Genomic DNA, 25,193 nt, shown 5'->3' with positions numbered 1-25,193 from the left:
TGGATTGCCGGGTCAAGCCCGGCAATGACACTGTTTTTGCCTTAGGCCACGTCCGCCGCGACCTTCATGGACGCGATCCGGTCGGGCTCGCGCACCGGCTCGCCGCGCTTGATCTTGTCGACGGCTTCCATGCCGGAAATCACCTTGCCCCAGACCGTGTACTGGCCGTCGAGGAAGCTGGCGTCGTCGAACACGATGAAGAACTGCGAATCCGCACTGTTCGGGTCCTGCGTGCGGGCCATGGAGCAGACGCCGCGGACATGCGGCTCACGCGAAAACTCGGCCGGCAGCTTCTTGCCCGAGCCGCCCGTGCCGGTGCCCGTGGGATCGCCGCCCTGCGCCATGAAACCGTCGATCACGCGATGGAAGGCAACGCCGTCGTAAAAGCCTTCGCGAGCCAGCTCCTTGATGCGTTCGACATGCTTCGGCGCGAGGTCCGGACGAAGCTCGATGACGACCTCGCCATGGGGAATTTCCATGATGATCGTGTTTTCGGGATCTTTGATATCGGCCATGAAGGCGGCTCCTATTTCTTGGCGTCTGCGGCAACCTGCATCCGAACGATCTTGTCGGGATTTACAGGCGGTTCACCGCGCTTGATGTTGTCGACATGATCCATGCCGGAGACGACCTGGCCCCAGATGGTGTATTGCCCGTCCAGGAAGCTGCAATCCCGGAAACAGATGAAAAACTGGCTGTTGCCGCTATCGGGCGACGATGAGCGCGCGAGACCGACCGTGCCGCGTCCGAAGCTCAGCTTGTTGGTGAATTCGGCCGGCAGGTCCGGATACATGGAAGAGCCCCGCCCCGTGCCCGTGGGATCGCCGCCCTGGGCCATGAAGCCGTCGATCACGCGATGGAAGACGAGCCCGTCGTAAAAGCCCTCCCGCGTCAGCTTCTTGATCCGCGCGACCGTTTTGGGAGCGATTTCCGGATAGAGCTTGATGACGACACGGCCGTCTTTCAGGTCCATGTAGAGCGTGTTTTCCGGATCGAGCTTCTGCCCGTCCTCGGCATGCGCGAGAGGCGCAAGGAACGCAAAGGCCGCGAGCGCAAAGGCCGCTACGAGTTTGTGCATTCTGATCTCCGGTTTTTAGGGAGCAATGAGCCCGGTTTCAGCCCTTGGCTTTCAGCTCGGCAACCCTGGCCATCATCTTTTCGCGCACCGATACAGGCACGAAAGGCGAAATATCGCCGCCCATCTGCGCGATCTGACGCACGAGCGTGGACGAGATATGTCCCGTTTCCGGCGAGGCGGCAAGAAACACCGTCTCGACTTTCGGGTTCATGGTGCGGTTCATCCCCACCATGGCTTCTTCATATTCATAATCCACCGATCCGCGTAAGCCGCGCACGATGATGGAGGCGCCGAACTCATCGGCCGCATCGACCACGAGCCCGGAAAACGATGCGGTCGAAACCTTGCCGCCCATTTCCTTCGCGATTGGCGAAACTTCGCGTTCGATCAGGTCGAAGCGCTCGTCCAGCGACAGCATCGGCGCCTTGGTGGCATGAACGCCGATGGCAATAACCAGATGATCCACCACCCTGAGCGCCCGCCGGATGATGTCCACATGGCCGTTCGTCATCGGGTCGAATGTGCCGGGATAAAGCCCCGTTTTCGTCATGCCGGAAATCTCCTGCCCGTCCTTTTTACCGGCTTACTCGCCAGCTTCTTCGCCACCGCTTTCGGCGTCGTCGCCTTCTTCCTCGCCAGCCTCGCCGATATGTTCGACGGAAACAACTCGCTCATCGGCCGCCGTGCGGAAAATGGTGACGCCCTGCGTCGCACGGCCGGCGGCGCGAACATCGTCCACCGGGCAACGAATAAGCTGCCCCGCATCGGTTACCAGCATGATCTGGTCGTGACCCTCCACGGGGAAGGAAGCGACGAGATTGCCGTTCCGCTGCGTGACGGCCATCGCGATAATGCCTTTGCCGCCACGTCCGGAAGTCCGGTAGTCATAGGACGAGGATCGTTTGCCGAAGCCCTTTTCGCTGACAGTGAGAACGAACTGCTCTCTCGCGCCGAGCTCGGTATAGCGCTCGGGCGAAAGCGTGAGTTCGTCGCCCCCCTCCTCGTCGCCCTCTTCCGGCTCGGCGATATCGGCCTCCGCCTCATGGGCTTCGCCCGACGCGGCACGGCGCATGGCAGCGGCCTGTTTCAGATAGGCGCGGGACTCCGCGGGCGTCGCGTCGACATGGCGCAAGATGCTCATGCCGATCAGCGTGTCGCCGTCGCCAAGGCGGATGCCGCGCACGCCGGTGGAGGTGCGGCCCGCAAAGACGCGCACATCGGTAACGGGGAAGCGGATCGAGCGGCCGCCTGCCGTCGTCATCAGCACGTCGTCGTCTTCGGTGCAGATCTGAACCGAGACGATGCCGTCCTCTTCGTCTTCCAGCTTCATCGCGATCTTGCCGCCGCGATTGATCTGCACGAAGTCGGACAGCTTGTTGCGGCGGACATTGCCACTCCGGGTGGCGAACATCACATGGAGGTTGCCCCAGCTCTCCTCGTCTTCCGGCATCGGCATGACCGTGGAGATATACTCGTCCTGCGCCAGCGGCAGCAGATTGATCATCGCCTTGCCGCGCGATGTCGGCGAGCCCAGAGGCAGCTTCCAGACCTTCAGCTTGTAGGCCATGCCGTTCGACGAGAAGAACAGCATCGGCGTATGCGTGTTGGCCACGAAGATACGGGTGACGAAATCCTCGTCCTTGGTCGACATGCCGGAACGGCCCTTGCCGCCACGGCGCTGCGCCCGATAGGTGGAGAGCGGCACGCGCTTGATGTAGCCCTGATGGCTGACCGTGACGACCATCTCTTCACGCTGGATGAGATCTTCGTCTTCCATCTCGAACTCGGCTGCCGCGATCTCGGTGCGGCGCGGCGTGGCGAATTCCTTCCGGATGCCGATCAGTTCGTCGCGGATGATTTCAAGCACCCTCTCGCGCGAGCGGAGAATGGAAAGATATTCCTCGATGCTTTCGCCCAGGCCCTTCAGCTCGTCGCCGATTTCGTCGCGGCCCAGTGCCGTGAGGCGCTGCAGGCGCAGGTCGAGAATGGCGCGGGCCTGAGTGTCGCTGAGGGTCAGCGTGCCGTCGTCCGACAGGCGATGGCGCGGATCGTCGATGAGGAGTACCAGCGGGGCAATGTCCTGCGCGGGCCAGCTCCGCTCCGTCAGTCGCTCACGTGCCGTCGAGGGATCGGGCGATGAACGGATGATCCGAATGAATTCGTCGATATTGGCAACGGCGATGGCAAGTCCCACCAGCACATGCGCCCTGTCGCGCGCCTTGCCGAGTTCGAACTTGGTCCGCCGCGTAATGACTTCTTCACGGAACGCCGCGAAGGCCTGCAGCATCCGCTTCAGGTTCATCACTTCCGGGCGGCCATGGTCGAGCGCCAGCATGTTGGCGGCGAAGGAGGATTGAAGCTGCGAGAAGCGATAAAGCTGGTTCAGCACGACATCGGGCACCGCGTCGCGCTTCAGCTCGATCACGATGCGCATGCCCTGCCGGTCGGACTCGTCGCGCAGGTCGCTGATGCCTTCGACACGCTTGTCGCGAACCAGTTCGGCAATCTTCTCGATCAGCGTCGTCTTGTTCACCTGATAGGGAATTTCACTGACGATGATCGCCTGGCGGTCTTTCTTGGTCTCCTCGATATCGACCTTCGCGCGCACGGCGATGGAGCCGCGCCCCGTGTGATAGGCCGATTTCGCCCCGGCGCGGCCGAGCATGATCCCGCCGGTCGGAAAGTCCGGCCCCGGAACATATTCGATCAGCTCGTCGATGGAGATATCCGGATTGTCGAGCAGCGCAACGCAGGCGTCGATAACTTCACCGAGGTTGTGCGGCGGCACATTGGTCGCCATACCGACGGCGATACCATTGGCGCCATTGACCAGAAGGTTCGGAAACTCGGCGGGTAGTACGCTCGGTTCGCGCTCGGTTGCGTCGTAGTTGTCCTGGAAATCGACCGTATCCTTGTCGATATCGTTCAGGAGCGCATGCGCGGCCTTGGCCATGCGCACTTCGGTGTAACGCATGGCGGCGGCGGGGTCGCCGTCGACCGAGCCGAAATTGCCCTGACCGTCGGCCAGCGGCAGGCGCATGGAGAAATCCTGCGCCATGCGCACCAGCGCGTCGTAAATCGACTGGTCGCCATGCGGGTGATACTTACCGATCACATCGCCGACCACGCGGGCCGATTTGCGATAGGCCTTGTTCCAGTCGTAGCCGTTCTCGTTCATCGAGAAGAGAATGCGGCGATGCACGGGCTTCAGCCCGTCGCGCGCATCCGGCAGCGCACGGCTCACGATCACGCTCATCGCGTAATCGAGATAGGAGGTGCGCATTTCCTCTTCGATGGAAATCGGGGCCACATCGCGCTCGGGCGGCGGGCCGCCGCCTTCGCCGTTTCCGGCGCCGCCACCCTGGCCGCCACCAGGACCGCCGTTCATGCCGTCCCCGTTTCCGGACATCGGCTCGTCGCCCGGCTGATCGGTTTCTGGAGTATCGGACAAGTGTTTTTCGTCTTCTTGAGCGCCCGCCAGAGCTGGAAAAACCGGCCTTGCTGCGTGGCATTTTAAAGGATGAAAAAGAGGCTTCGGAAGAGCTCCGAATCCCCTTTTTTGACTTGCCCACAATCTAGCAGGTCGGTCCTGTCACGGCAACTTCAAAGACCGCGAGGGGCTAGGCATAAGGCATTGATTTAAAAGAAGAAAAAGTCGGGCCGTCGGCCTGCCCGGAATACGGCAAATGAAAGGCCCCGCCCGCCATGGTTTCAGGCGGAACGGGGCCTTGAATCTTGCTGCCCGGCAATAGGGCGCGAATGCCTCAGAACGGAATTTCGTCGTCGAGGTCCTGGGCGAAATCGTTACCGCCCCCGCCGCCGCTGGAGCTGCCACCGCCGCCGCCGAAATCGTCATTTCCGTAGCTGCCGCCACCGCCGCCACCGAAGTCGCCGCCGCCGCCCCCGCCACTGCGGGCGTCCAGCATGGTCAGGACGGAATTGAAGCCCTGCAGCACGACTTCCGTCGAATAGCGATCCTGGCCGGACTGATCCTGCCATTTGCGGGTCTGCAGCGAGCCCTCGAGATAAACCTTGGAGCCCTTCTTCAGATACTGCTCGGCGATCCGGCACAGCCCCTCGCTGAAAATCACCACGCGGTGCCATTCGGTGCGCTCGCGGCGCTCGCCGGAATTCTTGTCGCGCCAGCTTTCCGATGTGGCTATCCGCAGATTTGCGATCGGCCGGCCGTCCTGTGTGCGGCGGATTTCAGGATCCGCGCCCAGATTGCCCACCAGAATGACCTTGTTGACGCTGCCTGCCATATTCGCCTCGCTGTTTTCTGCCTGCGACAGGTTTATCCCCGTCGTATCGCCTTGAACAGGCCGGTCTGCCCGTTCCCGGAATCGCGCAGCTCGTTTCGCTACCCTGTTGTCCTATTCATAAAGCGGGACAAACGCAATTCGGCCATTAACTCTTCCATAAAGTCGTTCGCGCAATCTGGCCTCCGGGATTCCCGGGAGGGCAAGCCGGAACATGACCGACTACGCCACGATGCAAAGCGAAAGCAGCGCTAAAAGCTGGAATATCTGGACCGGAGAGGTCGGGAAGGCTGTCGTCAGCCACCGGCATTATCTGGCGCTTTGCCTGCTTTGCGTTGCGACGGTCTGGCCGTTTCTGGCCCTCTCCGCCCCCGGCGGCGCGGCGCTCCTGTCCCGGAACCTCGTCAGCCTTCTCCTCATCATGGCCATGCCCCTGGCGGTCGTCCTCGTCCTGTGGACCGCCATCTGCGCCGTGCAGGCCGGCCTCTCCCATCCGCGCGAGACCCTGAAGCGGGTGCTTGAGGCCAGATATCTCCAGCCCGGGTACGCCGCCAACCTCCTCACCGTGCTCGTGCCGCTGGCCTTCGTGCTGGCCGGCTTCACGGCGACGAAGGTTTATATCGGCCACCTCCAGCCCTTCGACCTCGACAGGCCCATCATCGACTGGACCCTCCAACTGACGGGAGGCGAATTGCCCTGGCAGTTTCTGATGGGACCGTTCGGCTCCCCCTGGGCGATCAAGGCACTCGACGGTATCTACTATCTCTGGTTCCCGCTCCTCGCCGCGACCTTCGTTCTCCAGCTTCTCTCAGCCCGCCGCCCCCATCTGCGGCTGCAATTCATCGCCACGCTGGCCCTGAACTGGGGGCTTCTCGGCACATTCGGCGCGCTCGCCTTCGCCTCCGCCGGTCCGGCCTTCCTGCCGGAACTCTGGGGAACCCCGACACCCTTCGACGGCCTCCTCCAGCATCTCCACGCGATCAACGGCAACGAACACAGCCTGATGGCGCTCTCGGTGCAGAGCGGCCTGTGGTCGATCTTCTCCCTGAAAGGCACCATCGCCGGCGCTGGCATTTCGGCCATGCCCAGCATCCACGTCGCCATGGCCACCACGCTGGCCTTGCTGGGCTGGCGGCTGGGACGCATCTGGGGGATCGCCCTGACCGCTTTTGCCGTCGCGATCTTCATCGGCTCCATCATGCTCGCTTTCCACTACGCCCTCGACGGCATTGTCGGCGCCGCCGCGGCCATCCTCATCTGGACGGTATCAGGCTGGATGATCGACCGCGCCCACCCGCGCGCTCTCGAACCTCTTCCCCGCCAGGACTGACGGCCTCAGACCAATCTCACTTGTTCTTGTTTTGTTCACATCAAGGCGCTAGCATCCTTGCGTGACAGCGAGTCTAGCCGGAGACCGACCGATGAATGCCGCAGAAAACTGGATGGCCTTGTGCGATAATCTCGACCAGACGACGGACCAGTTCATGACAGCCCTCGAGAGGGTGAACCGCCGCCTTATCGCCTTCGGGCGACGCCCCCTGACGGAAGAGGACGTCCTCGCCGTCGAAGACCGCGCCCCCGACGCAAATATTCTGCCTTTTCGCAGTCCGGATTGAGCCCGCCCCTTGAAGGCGGACGCTCCGGGCTACATACATGAGTGGTTGAGAGACGGGACCGTCTCCTCTCCCCGTCTTTCCATGCCTTCCCCATTGAGTACCGGCCCCCCGACATGAGCACCACGCGCAGCAAAAAAGCCGCTACCGGCAAGACCGACAAATCCGCGCCGGCGGATATCACGCGCGCCATCCGCGTCGTCGGCGCCCGCGAGCACAATCTGAAGAACGTCTCGGTGGAGCTGCCGCGCGACGAACTCATCGTCATCACCGGTCTTTCCGGCTCGGGCAAATCCTCTCTGGCCTTCGACACCATCTATGCCGAAGGCCAGCGCCGCTATGTCGAAAGCCTGTCGGCCTATGCCCGCCAGTTCCTGGAGATGATGCAGAAGCCGGATGTCGACCAGATCGACGGCCTCTCGCCAGCCATCTCCATCGAGCAGAAGACGACCTCGCGCAATCCGCGCTCGACCGTCGGCACGGTGACGGAAATCTACGACTATATGCGCCTGCTCTGGGCGCGCGTCGGCATCCCCTATTCGCCCGCGACGGGCCTTCCCATCGAGAGCCAGACCGTGACGCAGATGGTGGACCGCGTGATGGCGCTGCCGGAAGGCACAAGGCTTTACCTGCTGGCCCCCATCGTGCGCGGCCGCAAGGGCGAATACCGCAAGGATTTCGCCGAACTCCAGAAAAAGGGCTTCCAGCGCGTCAAGGTCGACGGCGAGTTCTACGAAATCGACGACGTGCCCGCGCTGAACAAGAAGCTCAAGCACGACATCGACGTGGTGGTCGACCGCATCGTGGTGCGCGACGATCTCGGCAATCGCCTCGCGGACAGTTTCGAGATCGCGTTGGGGCTTGCCGACGGCATCGCCGTGGTGGAACTCGCCGACAAGAAGGAAGGCAAGGACGCCGAACGCAGCATCTTCTCGTCGCGCTTCGCCTGCCCCGTGTCGGGCTTCACCATCGATGAAATCGAGCCGCGGCTCTTTTCCTTCAACAATCCCTTTGGCGCCTGCCCGAGCTGCGACGGCCTCGGGACGCAGTTCTATATGGACCCGGAACTGGTCGTGCCCGATCCCGGCCTCTCGCTGAAGAACGGCGCCATTGCGCCCTGGTCGCGCTCCACCTCGCCCTATTACACCCAAACCCTTCAGGCGCTTTCGCGGCAGTACAAATTCTCCATGGCGCAGCCCTGGTCGAAGCTGCCGGAGGAAGCGCAGAACGTCATCCTTTACGGGTCGGGCGACGAAATCGTCACCTTCACCTATGACGACGGCATGCGGTCCTACAAGACCAAGAAGCCGTTCGAGGGCGTGATCCCGAACCTCGAACGCCGCTGGCGCGAAACCGACAGCGCCTGGGCGCGCGAGGAGATCGAGCGCTTTCAGGGCGTCACCGATTGCGAAGAATGCGGCGGCTACCGCCTGAAGCCGGAAGCGCTGGCGGTGAAGATCGCCGGCCTCCATATCGGCCAGCTTTCGCAAATGTCGATCCGTCAGGCGGATGAATGGTTCCGCGACCTCGACAAGGATCTGAACAAGAAGCAGAAGGACATCGCCGCGCGCATCCTCAAGGAGATCCGCGAGCGCCTTCACTTCCTCAACAATGTCGGCCTCGAATATCTGACGCTCTCGCGCAATTCCGGCACGCTGTCGGGCGGCGAGAGCCAGCGCATCCGTCTGGCCTCGCAAATCGGCTCAGGGCTGACCGGCGTCCTCTACGTGCTGGATGAGCCGTCCATCGGTCTCCATCAGCGCGACAATGACCGCCTGCTCGACACGCTCAAGCGCCTGCGCGATCTCGGCAACACGGTCATCGTCGTCGAGCATGACGAAGACGCCATCCGCTCGGCCGATTATGTGGTCGATATGGGCCCCGGCGCAGGCGTGCATGGCGGCGAAGTCGTCGCGGAAGGCACGCCCGACGACATCATGCGCAATGCCGACAGCCTGACAGGCCAGTATCTCACCGGCTTCCGCCAGATCGAGGTGCCCGCCGAGCGCCGCAAGGGCAACGGCAAATCGCTGAAGGTGACCGGCGCCAAAGAAAACAATCTGAAGGACGTGACGGCGGAAATACCACTCGGCGTCTTCACCTGCGTCACCGGTGTGTCCGGCGGCGGCAAGTCCACCCTGCTCATCGAGACGATCTACAAGGCGGTGGCGCGACGGCTGAACAATGCGCGCGAACATCCCGGCGCCTTCGACGAGATTTTCGGGCTCGAACATCTCGACAAGATCATCGATATCGACCAGTCGCCCATCGGGCGCACGCCGCGGTCGAACCCCGCGACCTATACCGGCGCCTTCACCTTCATCCGCGACTGGTTTGCGGAACTGCCGGAATCGCGCGCCCGCGGTTACAAGCCCGGCCGCTTCTCGTTCAATGTGAAGGGCGGCCGTTGCGAGGTCTGTCAGGGCGACGGCGTCATCAAGATCGAGATGCACTTCCTGCCGGACGTCTATGTGGAATGCGACGCCTGCCACGGCCATCGCTACAACCGCGAAACGCTGGAAGTGAAGTTCAAGGGCAAGTCGATCGCCGACGTGCTCGAAATGACGGTCGAGGAAGCGGCCGACTTCTTCAAGGCCGTTCCCGCCGTGCGCGACAAGATGGAAGTCCTGAAGCGCGTGGGCCTGGGTTACATCAAGGTCGGCCAGCAGGCGACGACGCTGTCGGGCGGCGAGGCGCAACGCGTGAAGCTTGCCAAGGAATTGTCGAAGCGTGCGACCGGCCGAACCATATACATTCTCGACGAACCGACCACCGGCCTCCACTTCCACGACGTGGCGAAGCTGCTCGATGTGCTGCATGAGCTTGTCGACAATGGCAACACGGTGGTGGTGATCGAACACAATCTCGAAGTCATCAAGACCGCCGACTGGCTTCTCGATCTGGGACCGGAAGGCGGCGATGGCGGCGGCGAGATCGTGGCCTTCGGGACGCCGGAAGATGTGGCCGCCGAAGCGCGCTCCTATACCGGCGGATATCTGAAGACCATGTTTTCCCGTAAGCCTGTCCAGAGCAAGACGGCGGAGGGCAAGAAGACGGGCGGCCAAAGCGGCGCCAAGCGAAGCGCCGCCGCGGCCAGCCGCTCCGGGCCTGCGAAGAAAGCCCCCGCCACGCGGCGCAAATCGACATCCGCATCTTCGCGTCGAAAAACAGCCAAATAACGGGCCGCTCCCGAAATCCAGGCGTATCCGTCCGGCGTCAAACTTCCTATAAGAGAAGCCTGACGTGAGGTGGCTGGGGACAGCGAAATGCTGAAAGGCGACGGGGCGCGGCCGAGCCGACGCGACTTTCTGAAATTGTTTGGCGCGGCGGCGGGCTGCTATGCCCTCACGGCCTCGCCCGTTCCGTTTCTGGCGCGCCTGAACCGGGCCGAAGCCGCGCCCGGCCAGTTCCATTTTCCGCAAGGTCTGGCCTCGGGGGACCCGCAGCCCGACGCCGTTCTGCTCTGGACGCGCGTGGCGCGGATTGCGGGCAATGACGATCCCGTTGCCCAGCCGCTCAACGGCTCCATCGACCTCTATGTCCAGGTCGCAAAGGACGAGGCGTTCGAGAGCCTCGTTCTCGAACGCACGGTGCGGGCGCCGGCCGAAGCCGACCATACCGTCCGCCTGCTTGTCGACGGCCTTCAGCCGGACACGATCTATTATTACCGTTTCTACGCAGGCAGCGACACCTCCCACCTGATCGGGCGTACACGGACGGCCCCGAGCCCGGATGCGGACCGGCCCGTGCGTTTCGCCTTTGTGTCCTGTCAGAACTACGAACAGGGTTTCTATGGGGCCTGGCGGCGGCTGGTAAATGACGACATCGCCGCGCCGCCGGAGCGCCAACTCGATTTCGTGCTTCATCTGGGCGATTTCATTTACGAAGTCGCGGGCGATGTGCCTCAGGACCAGACGCCTGCCCGGCTGGTCGGCCATATGCCGGACGGCTCCGACCCATGGGAGCCGGATGGTTCGCATCCCTGGTGGCAGCGCGGCGCGCAGGCCGCCGTGACGAAGGACGACTATCGTTATCTCTACAAGGTCTATCTCAGCGACCCTGACATTCAGGCCGCCCGTGCCCGCTTTCCCATCATCGCGACATGGGACGATCACGAGTTTTCAAACGATGCCTGGCAGTCCGCCGCCACCTATTTCGACGATGCGACGCCCGCGCAGAGCCGCAAGCTGGCCGCCAACGCCGCCTGGTTCGAATTCGTGCCCGCGATCCTCACCGGTGCAAGTTCGCTCGACGACATCGCCTCCGAGGCCGCCGATTTCAAAATTGCGACGGTGAAGGACGAGCCCTTCGGCGATCCCGACGACAGCTTCCTGCTGCAGGACAAATCGAACATCGCCGCGCTCGACAGCATCACCATTTACCGGACGCTCCGCTGGGGCTCCCTGCTCGACCTCATCCTGACGGATTTGCGCTCCTATCGCAGTCCACCGGTGATGACGAAAGAGGTGAAGGAGCTGACGAAGGGAGCGCCGCTTCCGCCGGTCGATATCGTCACAACGCTCGATGCCGGACGTATGGCGAATGGCGGCAAGCCGCCCGCGACCATCTCCTATGGCGACAAGGAAATCGTCAATCCCCGCGCCGAGTTGCCGCCCGGCACCATGATGGGCGCGCGCCAGAAGCGCTGGTTCAAGGCCGTGCTGAAAGCCTCGAAGGCGCGCTGGCGGTTCTGGGGCAGTTCCGTCCCTGCGCTCTCCATGCGCCTGGACCTTTCATCGGTCCCCATGGCGGACTATCGGGACGGCTATGTCGGCACGGATGGCTGGCAAGGCTATCCCGGCGAGTTGCGCGAGCTCATGGCCTATGTGCGCGCCAGCGGCATCACCAATCTCGTGACGTTGTCGGGCGACTATCACGCTTTCGCCGCGGGCCGGCTGCCGGTGGACCCGGATGCGGAAACGCTGACCTTCCCGGCTGCGGAGTTCATGAGCGGCGCCATCAGCTCCGGCGATTTGTTCTCCAGCGTCGAGCGCGCCGCAAGCGGCAACGATACGTTCTACCGCATCACTGTCGTGAAGGATGCCGACGGCAACGACCTGCCCAACCTGAACAACACGCTGGTGAACGGGTTCCGCTGCGGCCTCGTGACCTCTTATGCAGGCAAGGGCTGGGGCGACTGGTTCGTGAACGATCGGGCGAGCCCCGGGCTTTCCTATGTCGACTCGCGCGGGCACGGTTTTTCGCTTGTGACCGTGACCGAAAACGCCATCGTCGTGGAACAGATGAATGTAGGCGACGTGTCGCACGACGCAGGCCCCACCGGCCCCGATATCCGGCACAAGGCGCGTTTCGTCGTGAAGAGCTGGGGACCGGGCGAAGACGCGGTCATCGAGGGGCCCCTCTTCACCGGGAAACCGCCTTATCCGTACTCGGAGTAATTTTTACTCACACACGCCCGATTTGACCCGGCCTCCCCAACCGCTAATCTTTTCCCCATAGATACCGATCGCGAAAACAAGGGGAGGAACGAAGATGCCGTTCAAGGAATACGCCGACTATGACGGGCTGGGCCTGGCCGGGCTGGTGGAAAAGGGAGAGGTCACGCCCGCCGAACTGGCCGAGGAGGCGATTGCGCGGGTCGAACGGCACAACGGGACGCTCAATGCCGTGGTTCACAAGGCCTATGACGAGGCGCTGGAAACGGCGAAAGGCCCCCTCCCCGACGGCCCGTTCAAGGGCGTTCCCTTCCTGATCAAGGATCTGGGCATCCAGGTGAAAGGCTGGCCGCGCACCTCCGGCAGCCGCTTCGTGGCCGATATCGTGGATACCGAGGACACCGAGCTGACCAAACGCTACCGCGCTTCCGGCGCCGTGCTGTTCGGCAAGACCAATACGCCGGAATACGGCATCACCGGCACGACGGAATCGACGCTGCTCGGCCCCTGCCGGAACCCCTGGGACCCGGACCGCATCTCCGGCGGTTCGTCGGGCGGCGCGGCCTCGGCCACGGCGGCGGGCATCGTGCCGCTTGCCCATGCCTCGGACGGGCTCGGCTCGATCCGCATCCCGGCGGCCTGTTGCGGCCTTTTCGGCCTGAAAGTGACGCGCGACCGCAATCCGCAAGGCCCCGGCGACTATGACCGCGCCATCGGCTTCAGCGTCGACCATGTGGTGAGCCGCACGGTGCGCGACAGCGCCGCCATGCTGGATGCAACGGGATACCCGGAACCCGCCTCGCCTTACGCGCCGCCGCCCAAGGCTGCGCCCTATATGGAAGAAATCACCAAGAACCCCGGCAAACTGAAAATCGCCTGGTCGCCGGAAACGCCGAGCGGGCGGCCCATCCTGCCGGAAATTCAGGCGGCGCTCGAAAAGACGGTCGACCTCCTGGAAAAGCTCGGCCATGAGGTCGTGCCGACGGGGCTGGGTGTCGATTATCGCACCCTCTACCGCGCGCAGGGGCTGGTTTCCGCGTCGAACTTTGCCGCCGGCATGATGCGCCGCATCGAGGCGATGGGCCGGGAACCGCGCGAGGATGAGCTGGAACCCAACACATGGGCGGGCTTCAAGGGCGGCCAGAAAGTCACCGGCGCACAGGCCATGTGGGGCTGGCAGCAGCTTCGCCTGATGAACCGGCAGATCCTCGGCCTGTTTGAGGATTTCGATGTCTATCTCTGCCCGGTACTGGGCGACCTCCAGCCGGAAATCGGTCATCTGACCGCCGATCAGGAGCCCAAGGAGCTGAACCGCCGGCAGAGCCGCGTCTTCCCCTTCACCCCGCCCTTCAACTTCACCGGCCAGCCCTCCATGTCCGTGCCGCTCTGCCAGTCGGAAAGCGGGCTTCCCATCGGCATGATGTTCACCGGCCGCTATGCCGACGAGGCAACGCTCTTCCGGCTCGCTGCCCAGCTCGAGAAGGAACTGCCCTGGAAGGACCGGAAGCCGAAAGTGTGGGATTGAGGGTCTGGAACTGAGCCGGGGCTGATGCTATCTCCTGCGACATGACAGAAAGCATCAAACCCGTTCACGTGATCGGCGCCGGCATGGCCGGCTCGGAAGCCACATGGGCGCTCGCGCAAGCCGGCGTGCCCGTCGTGCTGCATGAAATGCGCCCCGTGGTGAAAACCGACGCGCATGAGACGGACGGTTTTGCGGAGATGGTCTGCTCCAACTCCTTCCGCTCCGACGATCCCGAGCAGAACGCCGTCGGCCTGCTGCATGAAGAGATGCGCCGGACGGGGTCGCTGATGATGGAAGCCGCCGAACAGGCAAAAGTACCCGCAGGCGGCGCGCTCGCGGTGGACCGGGACATCTTCTCCGGCTTCATCACCGAACGCCTCTCGAACCATCCGCTGGTGACGGTGGAGCGCGGCGAGGTGGACGGCCTGCCGCCAGAAGACTGGGACAATGTGATTATCGCCACGGGCCCGCTGACCTCGGCAAAGCTCGGCACGGCCATCGGCGAACTGACCGGCGACGACGAACTCGCCTTTTTCGATGCCATCGCCCCGATCGTCTACAAGGAGACGATCGACATGTCGGTCTGCTGGTACCAGTCGCGATATGACCGCGTGGGATCGGGCGGCGAAGGCGCTGGCGGCGCGGGCAAGGACTACATCAACTGCCCGCTCGACAAGGAGCAATACGAAACCTTCATCCGTGCCCTGATCGAAAGCGAGAAGACCGAGTTCAAGGAGTGGGAGAAGTCGACGCCCTATTTCAACGGCTGCCTGCCCATCGAGGTCATGGCCGAGCGCGGCGTCGAGACGCTGCGCTATGGGCCCATGAAACCGGTCGGCCTCACCAATCCGCATAACCCGGATGTGAAGCCCTATGCGGTGATCCAGCTCCGCCAGGACAACAAGCTCGGCACGCTCTACAACCTCGTCGGCTTCCAGACCAAGATGAAGCATGGCGAACAGAAGCGTGTCTTCCGCACCATTCCCGGCCTCGAAAAGGCGGAGTTTGCGCGGCTCGGCGGCCTGCACCGCAACACCTTCCTGAACAGCCCGACGCTTCTCGACCATGCAATGCGGCTGAAGGCGCAGCCGCGCCTGCGTTTCGCCGGCCAGATCACCGGCGTCGAGGGCTATGTGGAAAGCGGCGCCATGGGCATTCTGGCGGGTCGGTTCGCCGCCGCCGAAAGACTGGGACGGGACATCTCGCCGCCGCCGCGCACCACCGCGCTCGGCGCCCTCCTCGCCCATATCACGGGCGATGCCGAGGCGAGTACCTTCCAGCCCATGAACGTCAATTTCGGGCTCTTTCCGGAGGTGGAAATCCCGAAGGACGAGAACGGCAAGCGTGTACGCGGCAAGGCCAAGGGTCCCGCAAAGAAACGCGCCCATACCTCGCGCGCGCTGGCCGATCTTGAAAGCTGGCTGAAGCCGCACGCCGAAGCGGCCGAGTAAGACCTAGATCCGGCCCCGCCATTTCCGGCCCAGCAGGCGGAGCTGCCTGCGGAAGGCGGGCACCTCGGCCCGGTCGCGAAACGGATCGAACCCGTCGGCCAGCATGATGTCGAGATAGCGGTCGCATAACGAGGCCGGAAGCAGCGCGGGCAATATCTCTTTCGGAGCGCCGTCCTTGCGCGCCGCCGCCAGATGCTCCCGCGCTGTGCCGCCCACTTCCCGCATGGCCGCGCCAAGCGCATCGCTCATCCGCCCTTGCAGAATGCCATGCGGGTCGAGGTCGTGACGACGCATCAGATCGACAGGCAGCATCACATGCCCCTGCGCCGCCTTCGCCGGAAGGGCGCGCAGCATACCGGTCAGGCCGAAGGCGATACCGGCATGTTCGATGGCGGTGCGATGGGTTTGCCCCGCCGCTTCCCCGCCGAGCCCCATGGCAGCCAGCATCATCAACTGGCCGGACGTGGCGCGCGCATAAGCCTCCAGAGCCGCCATATCCTCGAACGGCTCCTCGTCGAGATCCCGTTCCCGGATATCGACCAGGGCGCTCAGCGCGGAAAGCGGCATGTCGACATGCCTGCGCGCCTCGGCAAGCGCCACCGCCACATGATGTCCGCGCGTCTCGCCCGCATCGAGCCCTTCGAGAACCTCCCGCCACCATTGCAGCCGGATCATCCCCATCATCGGCTCGCTCACCGTTTCGGGAATACGCGCGATTTCGAGATTGAAGGCATAAAGCGCCAGCAAGGCTGGCCGCTTGTCGGCGGGCGCCAGCAGCAGGCTCAGAAAGCGGTCGTGATCGTGCTGCCTGATCTCGGCCAGGCAAGCATCGAAATTCGCTTTTATGTCGGCGGCGTCATTCATGCTGCTTCAAATAACAAGGGGGCCGCCCGGAAGCGACCCCCGTCTTGACCGGAACCACGTTTTGCCCCGGTGTCGGCCCTCAATAGATATTCTGGGCCGACACCATCGCAAAGAGCATCGGGATCGACAGCAATGTGTTGGTTCGCGAGAACAGCATTGCCGTGCGCCCCGCCGCCGGTTTGGCGTCCGCCGGTGCATCCACCAGCCCGAGCGCGATCTTCTGGTTGGGCCAGATCACGAACCAGACGTTGAACCACATGACGATCCCGAGCCACATGCCGATACCGATGGCCGTGTGCTTGTGCACCATGAAGTCGTTCATCGCACCGAGCGTGAGCGCATCGCCCAGATAGCCGTTCAGATGCGCGAGAATGAGCCCCGTCACGATGGTGGACATGGCGCCCCAGCGGAACCAGAACAGCGCTTCGGGCGCGATCACCTTGCTGATCGCCGGTTTCTGGTCGTCGGGAATGCTCGGCATTTTCGGAATCTGGACGAAATTGAAATACCAGAGCAGGCCGATCCACATCACGCCGCTGATGACATGCAGCCAGCGGAAGATGAACGCCCAGAAGAGCCGTCCCGCCTGGCCGTCCCAGACGAAATACATGATGAGCAGAATGGCTGCGAGTACGCAGCCCGCAATGACCGTATTTCTCAGCGATGTCAGGATAGCTGCCATTTTCCTCCCCTTCCTTCATCGCGGGGCGGCCCTCCCAAGCCACCCGCACGCCCGCGACTCAATGCCGCAGGCTGACAATGACGCTAGGAGTTTCGGAAAGAAATGCCAAGCAGCCTGTTTCGGCGCCTGTTTTCTATGTTTGAATTTCGGATTTTGGGCCAGCTACTGACTTCTCCTGCCATTAGCTACTTGCCTACATCGCACCGAAACCGCGCCCCTGTCGCATCCGAAAAGTTGAGCAATCTTCGTCCATCATTGTCTTAAGTTGGAATTCTGACTCTGGAAAAAGCGATTTCGTTTGCTACCGCGGCAAGCAGCATTTCTTGTATTTCAAACCACTACCGCAGGGGCAACTAGCGTTGCGCCCTACCTTTGTAGCCCCCCTGCTAGCTTCAATAATCTGAACCGGTCGGCGACGCGGCAACGTCGCCAAAATTTCTTCAATTGCCGGACTTGGTTCCCAAGGGGCGTCCAAGACGAGAGCGTGCCGAATTTCATAATCAGCAGGATTAAGAACAAGGCCATACCAGCGGCGAGCTTTCAACTCGTACTTCTTCAGCTTGCAGTGTTGCGAAAGTTTCTGGCGAGCGACCTGATCGGTTAGCTCACTGAGGTGTATAGTTACCCCTGACGAATCTCCGTCGCAGGGGAAGGACAAGTCTTTCATGACCTGCTGCCTAAGCGCTGCTCCCGCCTGAGCGTCGAGAGCATGTGACAGTCCGTCACCCGCATCCCCTGAAAGCTGTAACAGCCAAAGACCAAGCCCAGTCAATTCGGGGATGTTCGCTTTTTCAATTTGATCGAGCACACGACCTATCGACGTTCCACGATAGCGTGTCAGGACACCTTCCACCTCGGGACTCCCAGACACTCCTCGTCGACGCACACTCATCGCCACGTCAACATGAGCAGTGAAATCCTCTCCGAGATTCACCATGTCGTATTGAGGGTCGAGCCAGAGATTGTTCTTTAGGTGATAGGAGAACGGAACCAATTCGCTCGTAACAATAAGCCTATCATGTACCTGCGCCCGCAAATCTAGATAGTTCAAGAATTGAATTGGAGTCCGAAGAAACTCTGCAAATACGTCAAGAGTGAACACATCTGTTATCAGCGGCTGGCGCAATTCTTCTGTCGCCTGTACTTTGAGGAACTGACGTCCTTGGAAACTCAAAGCAGGATAGTGATCAGCAAGCACACAAACCGGGAAAATAGTTCTGATCGGGCGGGATATCCTCACCTCTGCGCCTTCGGGGTTTCGGAAGGTGAAGTCAGTCGGCTTTTGAAGCGCGTCAGCGCACAATAGCGCCTGCTCATACGCATTCTCGACAGCCTTCTTGAAGTCATCCCGCAATACTTGATCGTTGCCCTTCCGAGCCTCGAGTGTCAGTCGTTTTGACTTGGCCTGCACAATTATCGAATGATCGCCAAATATCACTAGCGCATCAGCTTCTGCATAGCGGTTCTTACCGCGATAAATATCTATGTTTCTCAGAACACGCGCCTCGCCGAAAGCTGCTCCAAGTCGCTTGCTTGCATAGCTCTCGGTGAAATTTCCGCGATTTGCAGTTGCAATCGGACGGTAGGTGTCGTCCGTCATCATCCAAAAAAACGGAGATTCATATAAAGATTCTTGTAGCTGATAATACTGAAACAAGACGTACGAACCGTCCCCAAGATGCAAGATTGGTCGCGCGTTGGTTTCGTTGAACTCACTTACCCCAGTGAAGGAATCGTTGCGTTCGTGCGGTTCGTACCGGAAGGCGGAGAGAACAGCCTCAACAGTCGCTTCGGGCAAACCCGATTCAGCCAAAATATCTTCGCTTCTAAAAGTGAACATTGGCAGCAACGTCCACTCATCAGGCGGCTTAGCACGCATTTCTTCGCGCAAGAGCGCGGCTTTGGCCATACATCCACCTTGTATTGCCCTTGCTACAGCCATAGCGTCGGCAATCACAAAGCCACGATTATTTAGAAGCCATGGATCATCTGCTTGGTATTTCAGAGGAGTTAGCTCCTCATACTGAAAATCGTATGCAGAATCACCGCCGTAGAAGATTGGTTCGCGCATCGCAGCCGCCCCATCAAAAGGCGACTTCCCTTCGGCATGGAGCGCAGCCCAGTCCTTTCCTTCCAAAAAGGCAGAGGCCATCATCGCACGATGGAGTTCGTCCATAACAGCGTCGGTACGATCAAGGTAACTACGCATGGTTTTGGGGGGCGGCAGATCCGCATCAATCGGAGCTCGCGCCATCAAGCCGATTAACGTCGATATCTCAGTACGGATTAAACCCGGTCTTACGTAGTGAGACTGAACATCGTCCGCAACCAAATCCTGATCGTAACGGATCAGATTATCGCGCCAACAAAAATGGGCTATCGCGTGTATATACCCAGGCGAAGAACAGAGTGCCCCAACATCTTTAAATACTTCTGTCTCGCTGCGGCTCATTGTTCCCCCAAGCGATCATTGGATTACTCGTGTTTATCTCTTGAAGAACCGCAGCGTACGTTTTTCGCACCTAAAGCTCCAAGGACTGCATTTCTTAATGCTGACAAGCTGGAGCCCTAGGGCAAAATTAAAACCCGTAAAAAATCTCATATTGAACACAAAACATTACTTCCTCAGTCGCGGAGAAAGAGTCCGCCAAAAATTATAGACGGAAATCCAAACTGAGCACTTCTATTTCGAGAAGTTATTCTACGGCCAAAATGGCCGCCGCGACCCGCCTGCCCTCGTCCATCAGCAGGTTGTAGGTCCGCGCCGCCGCGGGGCTGTCCATCACGTCGAAGGAAATCCCTTCTTCTTCGAGCATTTCCGCGATCTCGCGCGGAAGTCGGGCAAAGGAAGCGCCCGCGCCGAAGAGCAGGATGTCGAAGCTGGGTTTCACCGAAACGGCGGGCGCCAGGCTCTCGGCGGTGACTCCCGACAGCTCGGTCATCGGCCAGGGATAGAGCCCGGACGGGGTCAGCAAAACCGATCCCTCGAAGCGCTGCCCTTCCAGCCGGAAACCGAAATCCCCGTAAGCCTCGATCAGCGGTTGCCCACTGAATTGAGGCTTCGATGAAGACGGTCCGGCCATATGAAAGACACCCTCAGCCCTTGGCCTGCTGCACCTTGGCGTCGCCCGTACCGCTCCAGTCGCGCTTCACGCCGATATAGAGCAGCAGCGGCGAAGCGATGAAGATCGACGAATAGGTGCCGACGAGAATGCCAAAGATCATGGCGAAGGTGAAATCGCGCAGCACTTCGCCGCCGAAAATGTAGAGCGCAAAGAGCGCCAGCAGCGTCGTGCCCGAGGTCATCACCGTGCGCGACAGCGTTTCGTTGATCGACAGATCCACCAGCTCGCCGAGATCCATCCGCTTGTACTTGCGCAGGTTCTCGCGAATGCGGTCATAGACCACCACCGTATCGTTCATCGAATAACCGATGATCGTCAGAATGGCCGCGATGGTCTGAAGGCTGAAATCGAGCTGCAGGAACGAGAAGACGCCGATGGTCAGCGCCACGTCATGCACCAGCGCCAGCACCGACCCGAGGCTGAACTGCCACTCGAAGCGGAACCAGATATAGATCAGCATCAGGATGATCGCGAGGATCACGGCGGTTACGCCGCTCTGGATAAGCTCGCCGCTTACCTGCGGGCCGACCACTTCGACACGCCGGTAGTCGACGCCCTCGCCGAGCGCGCCCTTGATCTTGTCGATCACGGCCTGCGAGGCGGCATCGCCACCCTCGTCCGGCGTCTGCACGCGGATGAGCACGTCATTGGCTTCGCCGAATTCCTGGATCTGCACCTCGCCCAGGCCGAGCGACCCCAGCTTGGTCCGCAAGCCCCCGATATCCGCCGGGCCGTCGGTGGCGACTTCCAGCAGAATGCCGCCCTCGAAATCGATACCGAAATTCAGACCACGCATCATCGTCAAGGCGGCCGATGCAATGATCAGCAGGACCGAAATGCCGACCGCGATATGGCGGAACTTGATGAACGGGATCTTGGTGTCGCTCGGAATGAGCTTCAGATGTCTCATTGTCCTGTTTCTCCCGATCACAGATTCAGCGTCTTGGGCCGACGCCGCTGATACCATGTGGCAACGAACAGGCGGTTGACCGTAAAGGCCGTAAAGACGGAGGTGACCACACCGATGGCCAACGTCACGGCAAAACCGCGCACCGGACCGGAGCCGAGCTGGAAGAGCACGATCGCGGCGATGAGCGTGGTGATGTTGGCATCGAGAATGGTGCTGAGCGCACGGGAGTATCCGGCCTCGAGCGAAGCGATGACCGATTTCCCGGCCTTCAGCTCTTCGCGGATGCGCTCATAGATCAGCACATTGGCGTCCACCGCCATGCCGATGGTGAGAACGATACCGGCGATACCCGGGAGCGTCAGCGTTGCCTGCAGGAGCGAAAGCACGCCCATGATCAGCGCCACATTGATGATGAGCGCCACATTGGCGAGAACGCCGAAGAAGCCATAGGTCACCGCCATGAAGATGATGACCGCGGCAAAGCCGATCAGCGAAGCGATTTCGCCCGCGGCGATGGAATCCGCGCCAAGGCCGGGACCGACCGTGCGTTCTTCCAGAATCTGCAGCGGCGCCGGCAAGGCGCCTGCGCGCAGCAGGATGGCCAGATTATTGGCTTCCGCCACGGTGAAGCTGCCGCTGATCTGCCCCTGCCCGCCGGTAATCGGTTCGCGAATAACCGGCGCGGAGATCACCTTGCCGTCCAGCACGATGGCGAACGGCCGGTTCACATTGTTTTTCGTCACATCGCCGAAAAGACGCGCGCCCGTGGAGTCGAAACGGAAATTCACGACAGGTTCGCCGGTGCGGGAATCGAAGCCCGGCTGCGCATCGGTGAGATGGTCACCGCCAACCATGACCTGGCGTTCCACCAGAACGGGTTGCTTGTCGTTATCCTGCATATAGAGGATTTCCGACCCCGCCGGCACGGAGCCCGCCTGCATCGCCTGTTGCGCGCTGGCGGAATTGTTCACGAGGCGGAAGGTCAGCTTGGCCGTCTGACCGAGCAGGTTCTTGAGGTTTTCCGGATCCTTGAGGCCCGGCACCTGCACCAGAATGCGGTCCGCGCCTTGTTGCTGGATGACCGGCTCGGTCGTGCCGAGCGCATCGATACGACGGCGCACGATCTCGATGGATTGCTGCATCGCCGAGCGCTGCCGCGCCAGACGCGCCGCCTCGGTCACCTTCACCGAAATCTGATTGCCCTGATTGGTGACTTCGATGTCGCGCGTGGGCGTGGCGGAAAATCCGCCACCGCCGACAAGCGTGGACAGATCCCTGATCTGCTGCATCGCCTTGTCGAGTTGCGCGGGATCCGTCACGCGAACGGTCGCCACATCGCCCTTCACGCCAAGTCCGGTATAGCGGATGCTCTCGTCGCGCAGCGCCTTGCGGATATCGCCGACCAGCGACTGGAGCCGGTCCTTCATCACCGCGTCGATATCCACCTCAAGCAGGAGATAGGAACCGCCGCGCAGATCGAGACCGAGATTGACCTGCTTGTCCGGCAGCCCGGCGGGCATATCGGTCAAGGAGTCCTTGGGAAAGAAATTGGGCGCCGAATAGGCAAACCCCGCGAAGCACACAAGTGCCACGAGGATGATCTTCCAGCGTTCGAAATGCAGCATCTGGGCTCCGCTCCCTCTTTGCACCCGTCACGGTCGCCCTTCCGGGCGCCGGTCGCGGTGCAGCGGCTCTAGGTGGCGATCAGGACGGCGAATTGGAGTTCGCAGGCACAGGTTCCGACTTGGACCGGACCTCGCTGATGGTCGTCTTCACGACGCGCACCCGTACATTCTCGGCAATTTCGACCTGAACTTCGTTCTCTTCGACCTTGGCAACCTTGCCGACGAGCCCGCCCGCGGTCACGACCGTGTCGCCACGGCGGACATTGGACACCATTTCGCGGTGTTCCTTGACCCGGCGCTGCTGCGGCCGCAGCACAAGGAAATACATGATCGCAAAAAGAGCGATGAACGGAAAAATCGAGATCATAAACTCGTTAAAGCCGCCGGCCTGATCCATAGAAAAACTCCCCAAGGGCTGGGCCCGGAGCCGATTCATATTGGGGCTCCAGAGCGCGATTTGCGGCGGACTATAGCCGTCACCCGCTGCTTTGCAAACCGCCTCTCGCCACATGACAGCCAGTTAAGTTTCGGCCCTGAAAGGCATTTTCCCCACATGCCGCCGGTGCTAGTGTCGCCGCTCCCTCACCGCCTAGCGAAAGCCCAGCGAACCCGCCATGTCTGCCGAAAATTCGCCCGATCTCACGGCCCAGTTGCGCCGCATTGCCGATGCGCTGGAGCGCCTTGCCCCCCCCGCCCCCGAAGGCGCCGCGCTCGATGCCGCCGATGCCTTTGTCTGGCAGGCCGACAGCGCCGCCCTCCAGCCCGTGTCCCGGGTCTCGCGGGTGGATATGTCGCTTCTGCAGGGGGTGGACCGCCTGCGCGACATCCTTCTGGAAAACACGCGCCGTTTCGCCAAGGGCCTTCCCGCCAACAATGCGCTTCTCTGGGGCGCGCGGGGCATGGGCAAAAGCTCGCTGGTCAAGGCCGCCCATGCGGCGGTGAACGAGGAAAATCCGACCTCGCTCGTCCTGATCGAAATCCATCGCGAGGATATCGAAACCCTGCCCCGGCTCATGGTCCAGCTCCGCGACCAGCCGCGCCGGGTCGTCATTTTCTGCGACGACCTCTCCTTCGACCATGACGATACCGACTACAAGTCGCTGAAAGCGGTGCTCGAAGGCGGTATCGAGGGACGGCCCGAGAATGTCCTCTTTTACGCAACCTCCAACCGCCGACACCTGATGCCGCGCGACATGGTGGACAATGAGCGCTCCACCGCGATCAACCCGTCCGAGGCGGTGGAGGAAAAAGTCTCCCTCTCCGATCGTTTCGGTCTTTGGCTCGGCTTTCATAATTGCAGCCAGGCCGACTATCTGGAGATGATCGATGGCTATGCCCGCTATCACGGGCTCAAGATCGACACCGAAGAGCTCCACGCGCAGGCCATCGAATGGGCCGCCACGCGCGGCGCACGCTCGGGCCGTGTCGCCTGGCAGTTCATTCAGGATCTGGCAGGAGGTCTGGGGACGCCGCTGAGGGATTGAGAGGGAACACCCTCTCTCTTCCGTCGTCATGCCCCGCTTCAGGCGGGGCATCCACGTCTGTCTTTACCGCCAAGACGTGGATGGCCCGAACAAGTCGGGCCATGACGCATGAGGTGGAGTGCAAGGCCCGGCCTGTTAGCTACCGATCAGCCCGTTCGGGTTGAGCGCTTTCGCACCCTTTCGAATTTCGAAATGGACCTGAGGCGTCACCACGCTGCCACTCTTGCCCGCCAGCGCGATCTTCTGCCCGCGCGTCACCCGGTCGCCCCGCTTTACCAGCAGCTTGCTGTTATGCGCATAGGCCGTCACCCATCCGTTGGAATGGCGGATCAGCAGCAGATTGCCATAGCCCTTGAGTTCGTTGCCCGCATAGGCCACCACGCCGGTCTGCGCGGCGTGAACGGGCGTCCCTTCGGCCACGGCGATATTGACGCCGTCATTGTGAAGCCCGTTCGCCTTGGGCCCGTAGCTGGAAATCACCTTGCCCCTGACCGGCCAGATGAAGCGGCCCGATGCGACGGGCGGCGGCGGGACCGACGCCCTGGTCGGCTGAACGGTTGCCACCGGGGCGCCCGGGCTGTGACCCGGCCGCTGCAGGGGAAGCGTCAGAGCCACGCGGGTTTCACGGGGCTCCTGCCTGCCCGGCGCCGGACGCGCCTGCGGTCTGGGGACGTTCGAAACGGGTTTCAGCGGTTTCGGGACATTCGACGCGGTCTGCCTTTGCACGCCTCGTCCCGGGATCTGGATTTTTTCGCCGACCCGGATTTCATAGGGCGGCGGAATGCGGTTGAGCTGCGTCAGCGACGCCATATCGACATCGTAGCGCCGCGAGATCGAATAAACGGTCTCGCCGCGCTGCACGGTGTGATAGCGCCCGCGCGGAATACGAAGCTTCTGCCCCGGATAGATCTCATAGGGAGGCCGCAGATTGTTTTCGTCGATCAGCGCGCGGATCGACACGCCCTGCGCCCGGGCGATCCGGTAGACGGAATCGCCCCGCTGGACGGCATAAATCCCGCCGGCGGTCACGCGACCCTGCGATGAAGCGGCGGGCCGGCTCAAGCCCCCGTCCCACCAGGCCGGCGTGGGCTCCGTCGCGCAACCGGCCGTGACCAGCAGCAAAAGCAGCGCTGCCGCCTGGCGCACTCCCTTTCCCTGTCCTGTCCAGCCTGTCCTGCCTC

General features: G+C 61.8%; 20 protein-coding genes. 7 read left to right on the top strand and 13 right to left on the bottom strand.

The window, feature by feature from the left end; all coding sequences use genetic code 11:
• Window positions 1-41: 41 nt before the first annotated feature.
• The 5 genes from ACSSVQ_RS01665 to ACSSVQ_RS01645 form a co-directional block, all read right to left on the bottom strand.
• A complete protein-coding gene (locus ACSSVQ_RS01665) occupies window positions 42-515 on the bottom strand; it encodes a peptidylprolyl isomerase (RefSeq protein ID WP_454180559.1) in 474 nt (157 codons plus the stop codon).
• Between the two features lie 11 nt (window positions 516-526).
• Window positions 527-1,078 (bottom strand): peptidylprolyl isomerase, encoded by a 552-nt coding sequence (locus tag ACSSVQ_RS01660; protein WP_454180558.1) that lies wholly within the window; start codon window positions 1,076-1,078, stop codon window positions 527-529.
• Between the two features lie 37 nt (window positions 1,079-1,115).
• Window positions 1,116-1,628 (bottom strand): pantetheine-phosphate adenylyltransferase, encoded by a 513-nt coding sequence (gene coaD / locus ACSSVQ_RS01655; protein ID WP_293327628.1) that lies wholly within the window; start codon window positions 1,626-1,628, stop codon window positions 1,116-1,118.
• Between the two features lie 33 nt (window positions 1,629-1,661).
• Entirely contained in the window at window positions 1,662-4,466 is a 2,805-nt protein-coding gene (gene gyrA, locus ACSSVQ_RS01650; RefSeq protein ID WP_454184631.1) for a DNA gyrase subunit A, read from the bottom strand.
• A gap of 376 nt (window positions 4,467-4,842) precedes the next feature.
• Window positions 4,843-5,340: a single-stranded DNA-binding protein gene (locus tag ACSSVQ_RS01645; RefSeq protein WP_454180557.1), complete on the bottom strand. Its 498-nt coding sequence runs from the start codon at window positions 5,338-5,340 to the stop codon at window positions 4,843-4,845.
• A 211-nt stretch (window positions 5,341-5,551) separates the two neighbouring features.
• Between ACSSVQ_RS01645 and ACSSVQ_RS01640 the strand changes: the two genes are divergently transcribed.
• The 6 genes from ACSSVQ_RS01640 to trmFO all read left to right on the top strand — a co-directional run bounded on the left by ACSSVQ_RS01640 (window position 5,552) and on the right by trmFO (window position 15,322).
• The gene (locus ACSSVQ_RS01640) at window positions 5,552-6,667 is read left to right on the top strand and encodes a phosphatase PAP2 family protein (RefSeq protein ID WP_454180556.1); all 1,116 of its coding nucleotides are present in this window, start codon (window positions 5,552-5,554) and stop codon (window positions 6,665-6,667) included.
• A 91-nt stretch (window positions 6,668-6,758) separates the two neighbouring features.
• A complete protein-coding gene (locus ACSSVQ_RS01635; protein ID WP_293326719.1) occupies window positions 6,759-6,953 on the top strand; it encodes a hypothetical protein in 195 nt (64 codons plus the stop codon).
• Window positions 6,954-7,066: 113 nt separating this feature from the next.
• Entirely contained in the window at window positions 7,067-10,129 is a 3,063-nt protein-coding gene (gene uvrA / locus ACSSVQ_RS01630; RefSeq protein ID WP_454180555.1) for an excinuclease ABC subunit UvrA, read from the top strand.
• Window positions 10,130-10,198: 69 nt separating this feature from the next.
• Window positions 10,199-12,349: an alkaline phosphatase D family protein gene (locus ACSSVQ_RS01625; protein WP_454180554.1), complete on the top strand. Its 2,151-nt coding sequence runs from the start codon at window positions 10,199-10,201 to the stop codon at window positions 12,347-12,349.
• 94 nt (window positions 12,350-12,443) lie between these two features.
• On the top strand, window positions 12,444-13,871 hold the full coding sequence (locus ACSSVQ_RS01620) for an amidase (protein WP_454180553.1): 1,428 nt from the start codon (window positions 12,444-12,446) through the stop codon (window positions 13,869-13,871).
• A 41-nt stretch (window positions 13,872-13,912) separates the two neighbouring features.
• Entirely contained in the window at window positions 13,913-15,322 is a 1,410-nt protein-coding gene (gene trmFO, locus ACSSVQ_RS01615) for a methylenetetrahydrofolate--tRNA-(uracil(54)-C(5))-methyltransferase (FADH(2)-oxidizing) TrmFO (protein WP_454180552.1), read from the top strand.
• Window positions 15,323-15,325: 3 nt separating this feature from the next.
• On the opposite strand, the gene ACSSVQ_RS01610 is transcribed toward trmFO, so the two are convergent.
• The 7 genes from ACSSVQ_RS01610 to yajC form a co-directional block, all read right to left on the bottom strand.
• Window positions 15,326-16,186, bottom strand: a complete 861-nt coding sequence (locus ACSSVQ_RS01610) for a phytoene/squalene synthase family protein (protein ID WP_454180551.1) — start codon at window positions 16,184-16,186, stop codon at window positions 15,326-15,328.
• Window positions 16,187-16,265: 79 nt separating this feature from the next.
• Window positions 16,266-16,868: a urate hydroxylase PuuD gene (locus tag ACSSVQ_RS01605; protein WP_454180550.1), complete on the bottom strand. Its 603-nt coding sequence runs from the start codon at window positions 16,866-16,868 to the stop codon at window positions 16,266-16,268.
• A gap of 301 nt (window positions 16,869-17,169) precedes the next feature.
• Window positions 17,170-19,320 (bottom strand): YecA family protein, encoded by a 2,151-nt coding sequence (locus tag ACSSVQ_RS01600; RefSeq protein ID WP_454180549.1) that lies wholly within the window; start codon window positions 19,318-19,320, stop codon window positions 17,170-17,172.
• A 244-nt stretch (window positions 19,321-19,564) separates the two neighbouring features.
• Window positions 19,565-19,951: an Mth938-like domain-containing protein gene (locus ACSSVQ_RS01595; RefSeq protein ID WP_454180548.1), complete on the bottom strand. Its 387-nt coding sequence runs from the start codon at window positions 19,949-19,951 to the stop codon at window positions 19,565-19,567.
• A gap of 13 nt (window positions 19,952-19,964) precedes the next feature.
• Entirely contained in the window at window positions 19,965-20,903 is a 939-nt protein-coding gene (gene secF, locus ACSSVQ_RS01590) for a protein translocase subunit SecF (RefSeq protein ID WP_454180547.1), read from the bottom strand.
• 17 nt (window positions 20,904-20,920) lie between these two features.
• Window positions 20,921-22,528 carry a protein translocase subunit SecD gene (gene secD / locus ACSSVQ_RS01585; RefSeq protein WP_454180546.1) on the bottom strand — a complete coding sequence of 536 codons (1,608 nt, stop codon included), beginning with the start codon at window positions 22,526-22,528 and terminating at the stop codon, window positions 20,921-20,923.
• Between the two features lie 79 nt (window positions 22,529-22,607).
• Complete coding sequence (gene yajC, locus ACSSVQ_RS01580) at window positions 22,608-22,925, bottom strand: preprotein translocase subunit YajC (protein ID WP_167089195.1); 318 nt, start codon at window positions 22,923-22,925, stop codon at window positions 22,608-22,610.
• 217 nt (window positions 22,926-23,142) lie between these two features.
• Here yajC and ACSSVQ_RS01575 point away from each other — a divergent pair, with 217 nt between their 5' ends.
• Complete coding sequence (locus tag ACSSVQ_RS01575; protein ID WP_454180545.1) at window positions 23,143-24,012, top strand: ATP-binding protein; 870 nt, start codon at window positions 23,143-23,145, stop codon at window positions 24,010-24,012.
• A gap of 135 nt (window positions 24,013-24,147) precedes the next feature.
• Here the strand turns inward: ACSSVQ_RS01575 and ACSSVQ_RS01570 are convergent, their stop codons facing one another.
• Window positions 24,148-25,158 (bottom strand): peptidoglycan DD-metalloendopeptidase family protein, encoded by a 1,011-nt coding sequence (locus ACSSVQ_RS01570; RefSeq protein WP_454180544.1) that lies wholly within the window; start codon window positions 25,156-25,158, stop codon window positions 24,148-24,150.
• Window positions 25,159-25,193: the final 35 nt, after the last annotated feature.

It is taken from the genome of Parvibaculum sp. MBR-TMA-1.3b-4.2 (genome assembly GCF_053628815.1).
Note: the sequence above shows the minus strand (reverse complement) of the source record. Positions and strands in the feature narration are given on the sequence as shown.

Excerpts from the sequence above, each read along its gene's own strand:
- ACSSVQ_RS01665 (WP_454180559.1), bottom strand. The coding sequence starts at position 515 with ATGGCCGATATCAAAGATCCCGAAAACACGATCATCATGGAAATTCCC.
- ACSSVQ_RS01660 (WP_454180558.1), bottom strand. The coding sequence starts at position 1,078 with ATGCACAAACTCGTAGCGGCCTTTGCGCTCGCGGCCTTTGCGTTCCTT.
- coaD (WP_293327628.1), bottom strand. The coding sequence starts at position 1,628 with ATGACGAAAACGGGGCTTTATCCCGGCACATTCGACCCGATGACGAAC.
- gyrA (WP_454184631.1), bottom strand. The coding sequence starts at position 4,466 with ATGAACGGCGGTCCTGGTGGCGGCCAGGGTGGCGGCGCCGGAAACGGC.
- ACSSVQ_RS01645 (WP_454180557.1), bottom strand. The coding sequence starts at position 5,340 with ATGGCAGGCAGCGTCAACAAGGTCATTCTGGTGGGCAATCTGGGCGCG.
- ACSSVQ_RS01640 (WP_454180556.1), top strand. The coding sequence starts at position 5,552 with ATGACCGACTACGCCACGATGCAAAGCGAAAGCAGCGCTAAAAGCTGG.
- ACSSVQ_RS01635 (WP_293326719.1), top strand. The coding sequence starts at position 6,759 with ATGAATGCCGCAGAAAACTGGATGGCCTTGTGCGATAATCTCGACCAG.
- uvrA (WP_454180555.1), top strand. The coding sequence starts at position 7,067 with ATGAGCACCACGCGCAGCAAAAAAGCCGCTACCGGCAAGACCGACAAA.
- ACSSVQ_RS01620 (WP_454180553.1), top strand. The coding sequence starts at position 12,444 with ATGCCGTTCAAGGAATACGCCGACTATGACGGGCTGGGCCTGGCCGGG.
- trmFO (WP_454180552.1), top strand. The coding sequence starts at position 13,913 with ATGACAGAAAGCATCAAACCCGTTCACGTGATCGGCGCCGGCATGGCC.
- ACSSVQ_RS01610 (WP_454180551.1), bottom strand. The coding sequence starts at position 16,186 with ATGAATGACGCCGCCGACATAAAAGCGAATTTCGATGCTTGCCTGGCC.
- ACSSVQ_RS01605 (WP_454180550.1), bottom strand. The coding sequence starts at position 16,868 with ATGGCAGCTATCCTGACATCGCTGAGAAATACGGTCATTGCGGGCTGC.
- ACSSVQ_RS01600 (WP_454180549.1), bottom strand. The coding sequence starts at position 19,320 with ATGAGCCGCAGCGAGACAGAAGTATTTAAAGATGTTGGGGCACTCTGT.
- ACSSVQ_RS01595 (WP_454180548.1), bottom strand. The coding sequence starts at position 19,951 with ATGGCCGGACCGTCTTCATCGAAGCCTCAATTCAGTGGGCAACCGCTG.
- secF (WP_454180547.1), bottom strand. The coding sequence starts at position 20,903 with ATGAGACATCTGAAGCTCATTCCGAGCGACACCAAGATCCCGTTCATC.
- secD (WP_454180546.1), bottom strand. The coding sequence starts at position 22,528 with ATGCTGCATTTCGAACGCTGGAAGATCATCCTCGTGGCACTTGTGTGC.
- yajC (WP_167089195.1), bottom strand. The coding sequence starts at position 22,925 with ATGGATCAGGCCGGCGGCTTTAACGAGTTTATGATCTCGATTTTTCCG.
- ACSSVQ_RS01575 (WP_454180545.1), top strand. The coding sequence starts at position 23,143 with ATGTCTGCCGAAAATTCGCCCGATCTCACGGCCCAGTTGCGCCGCATT.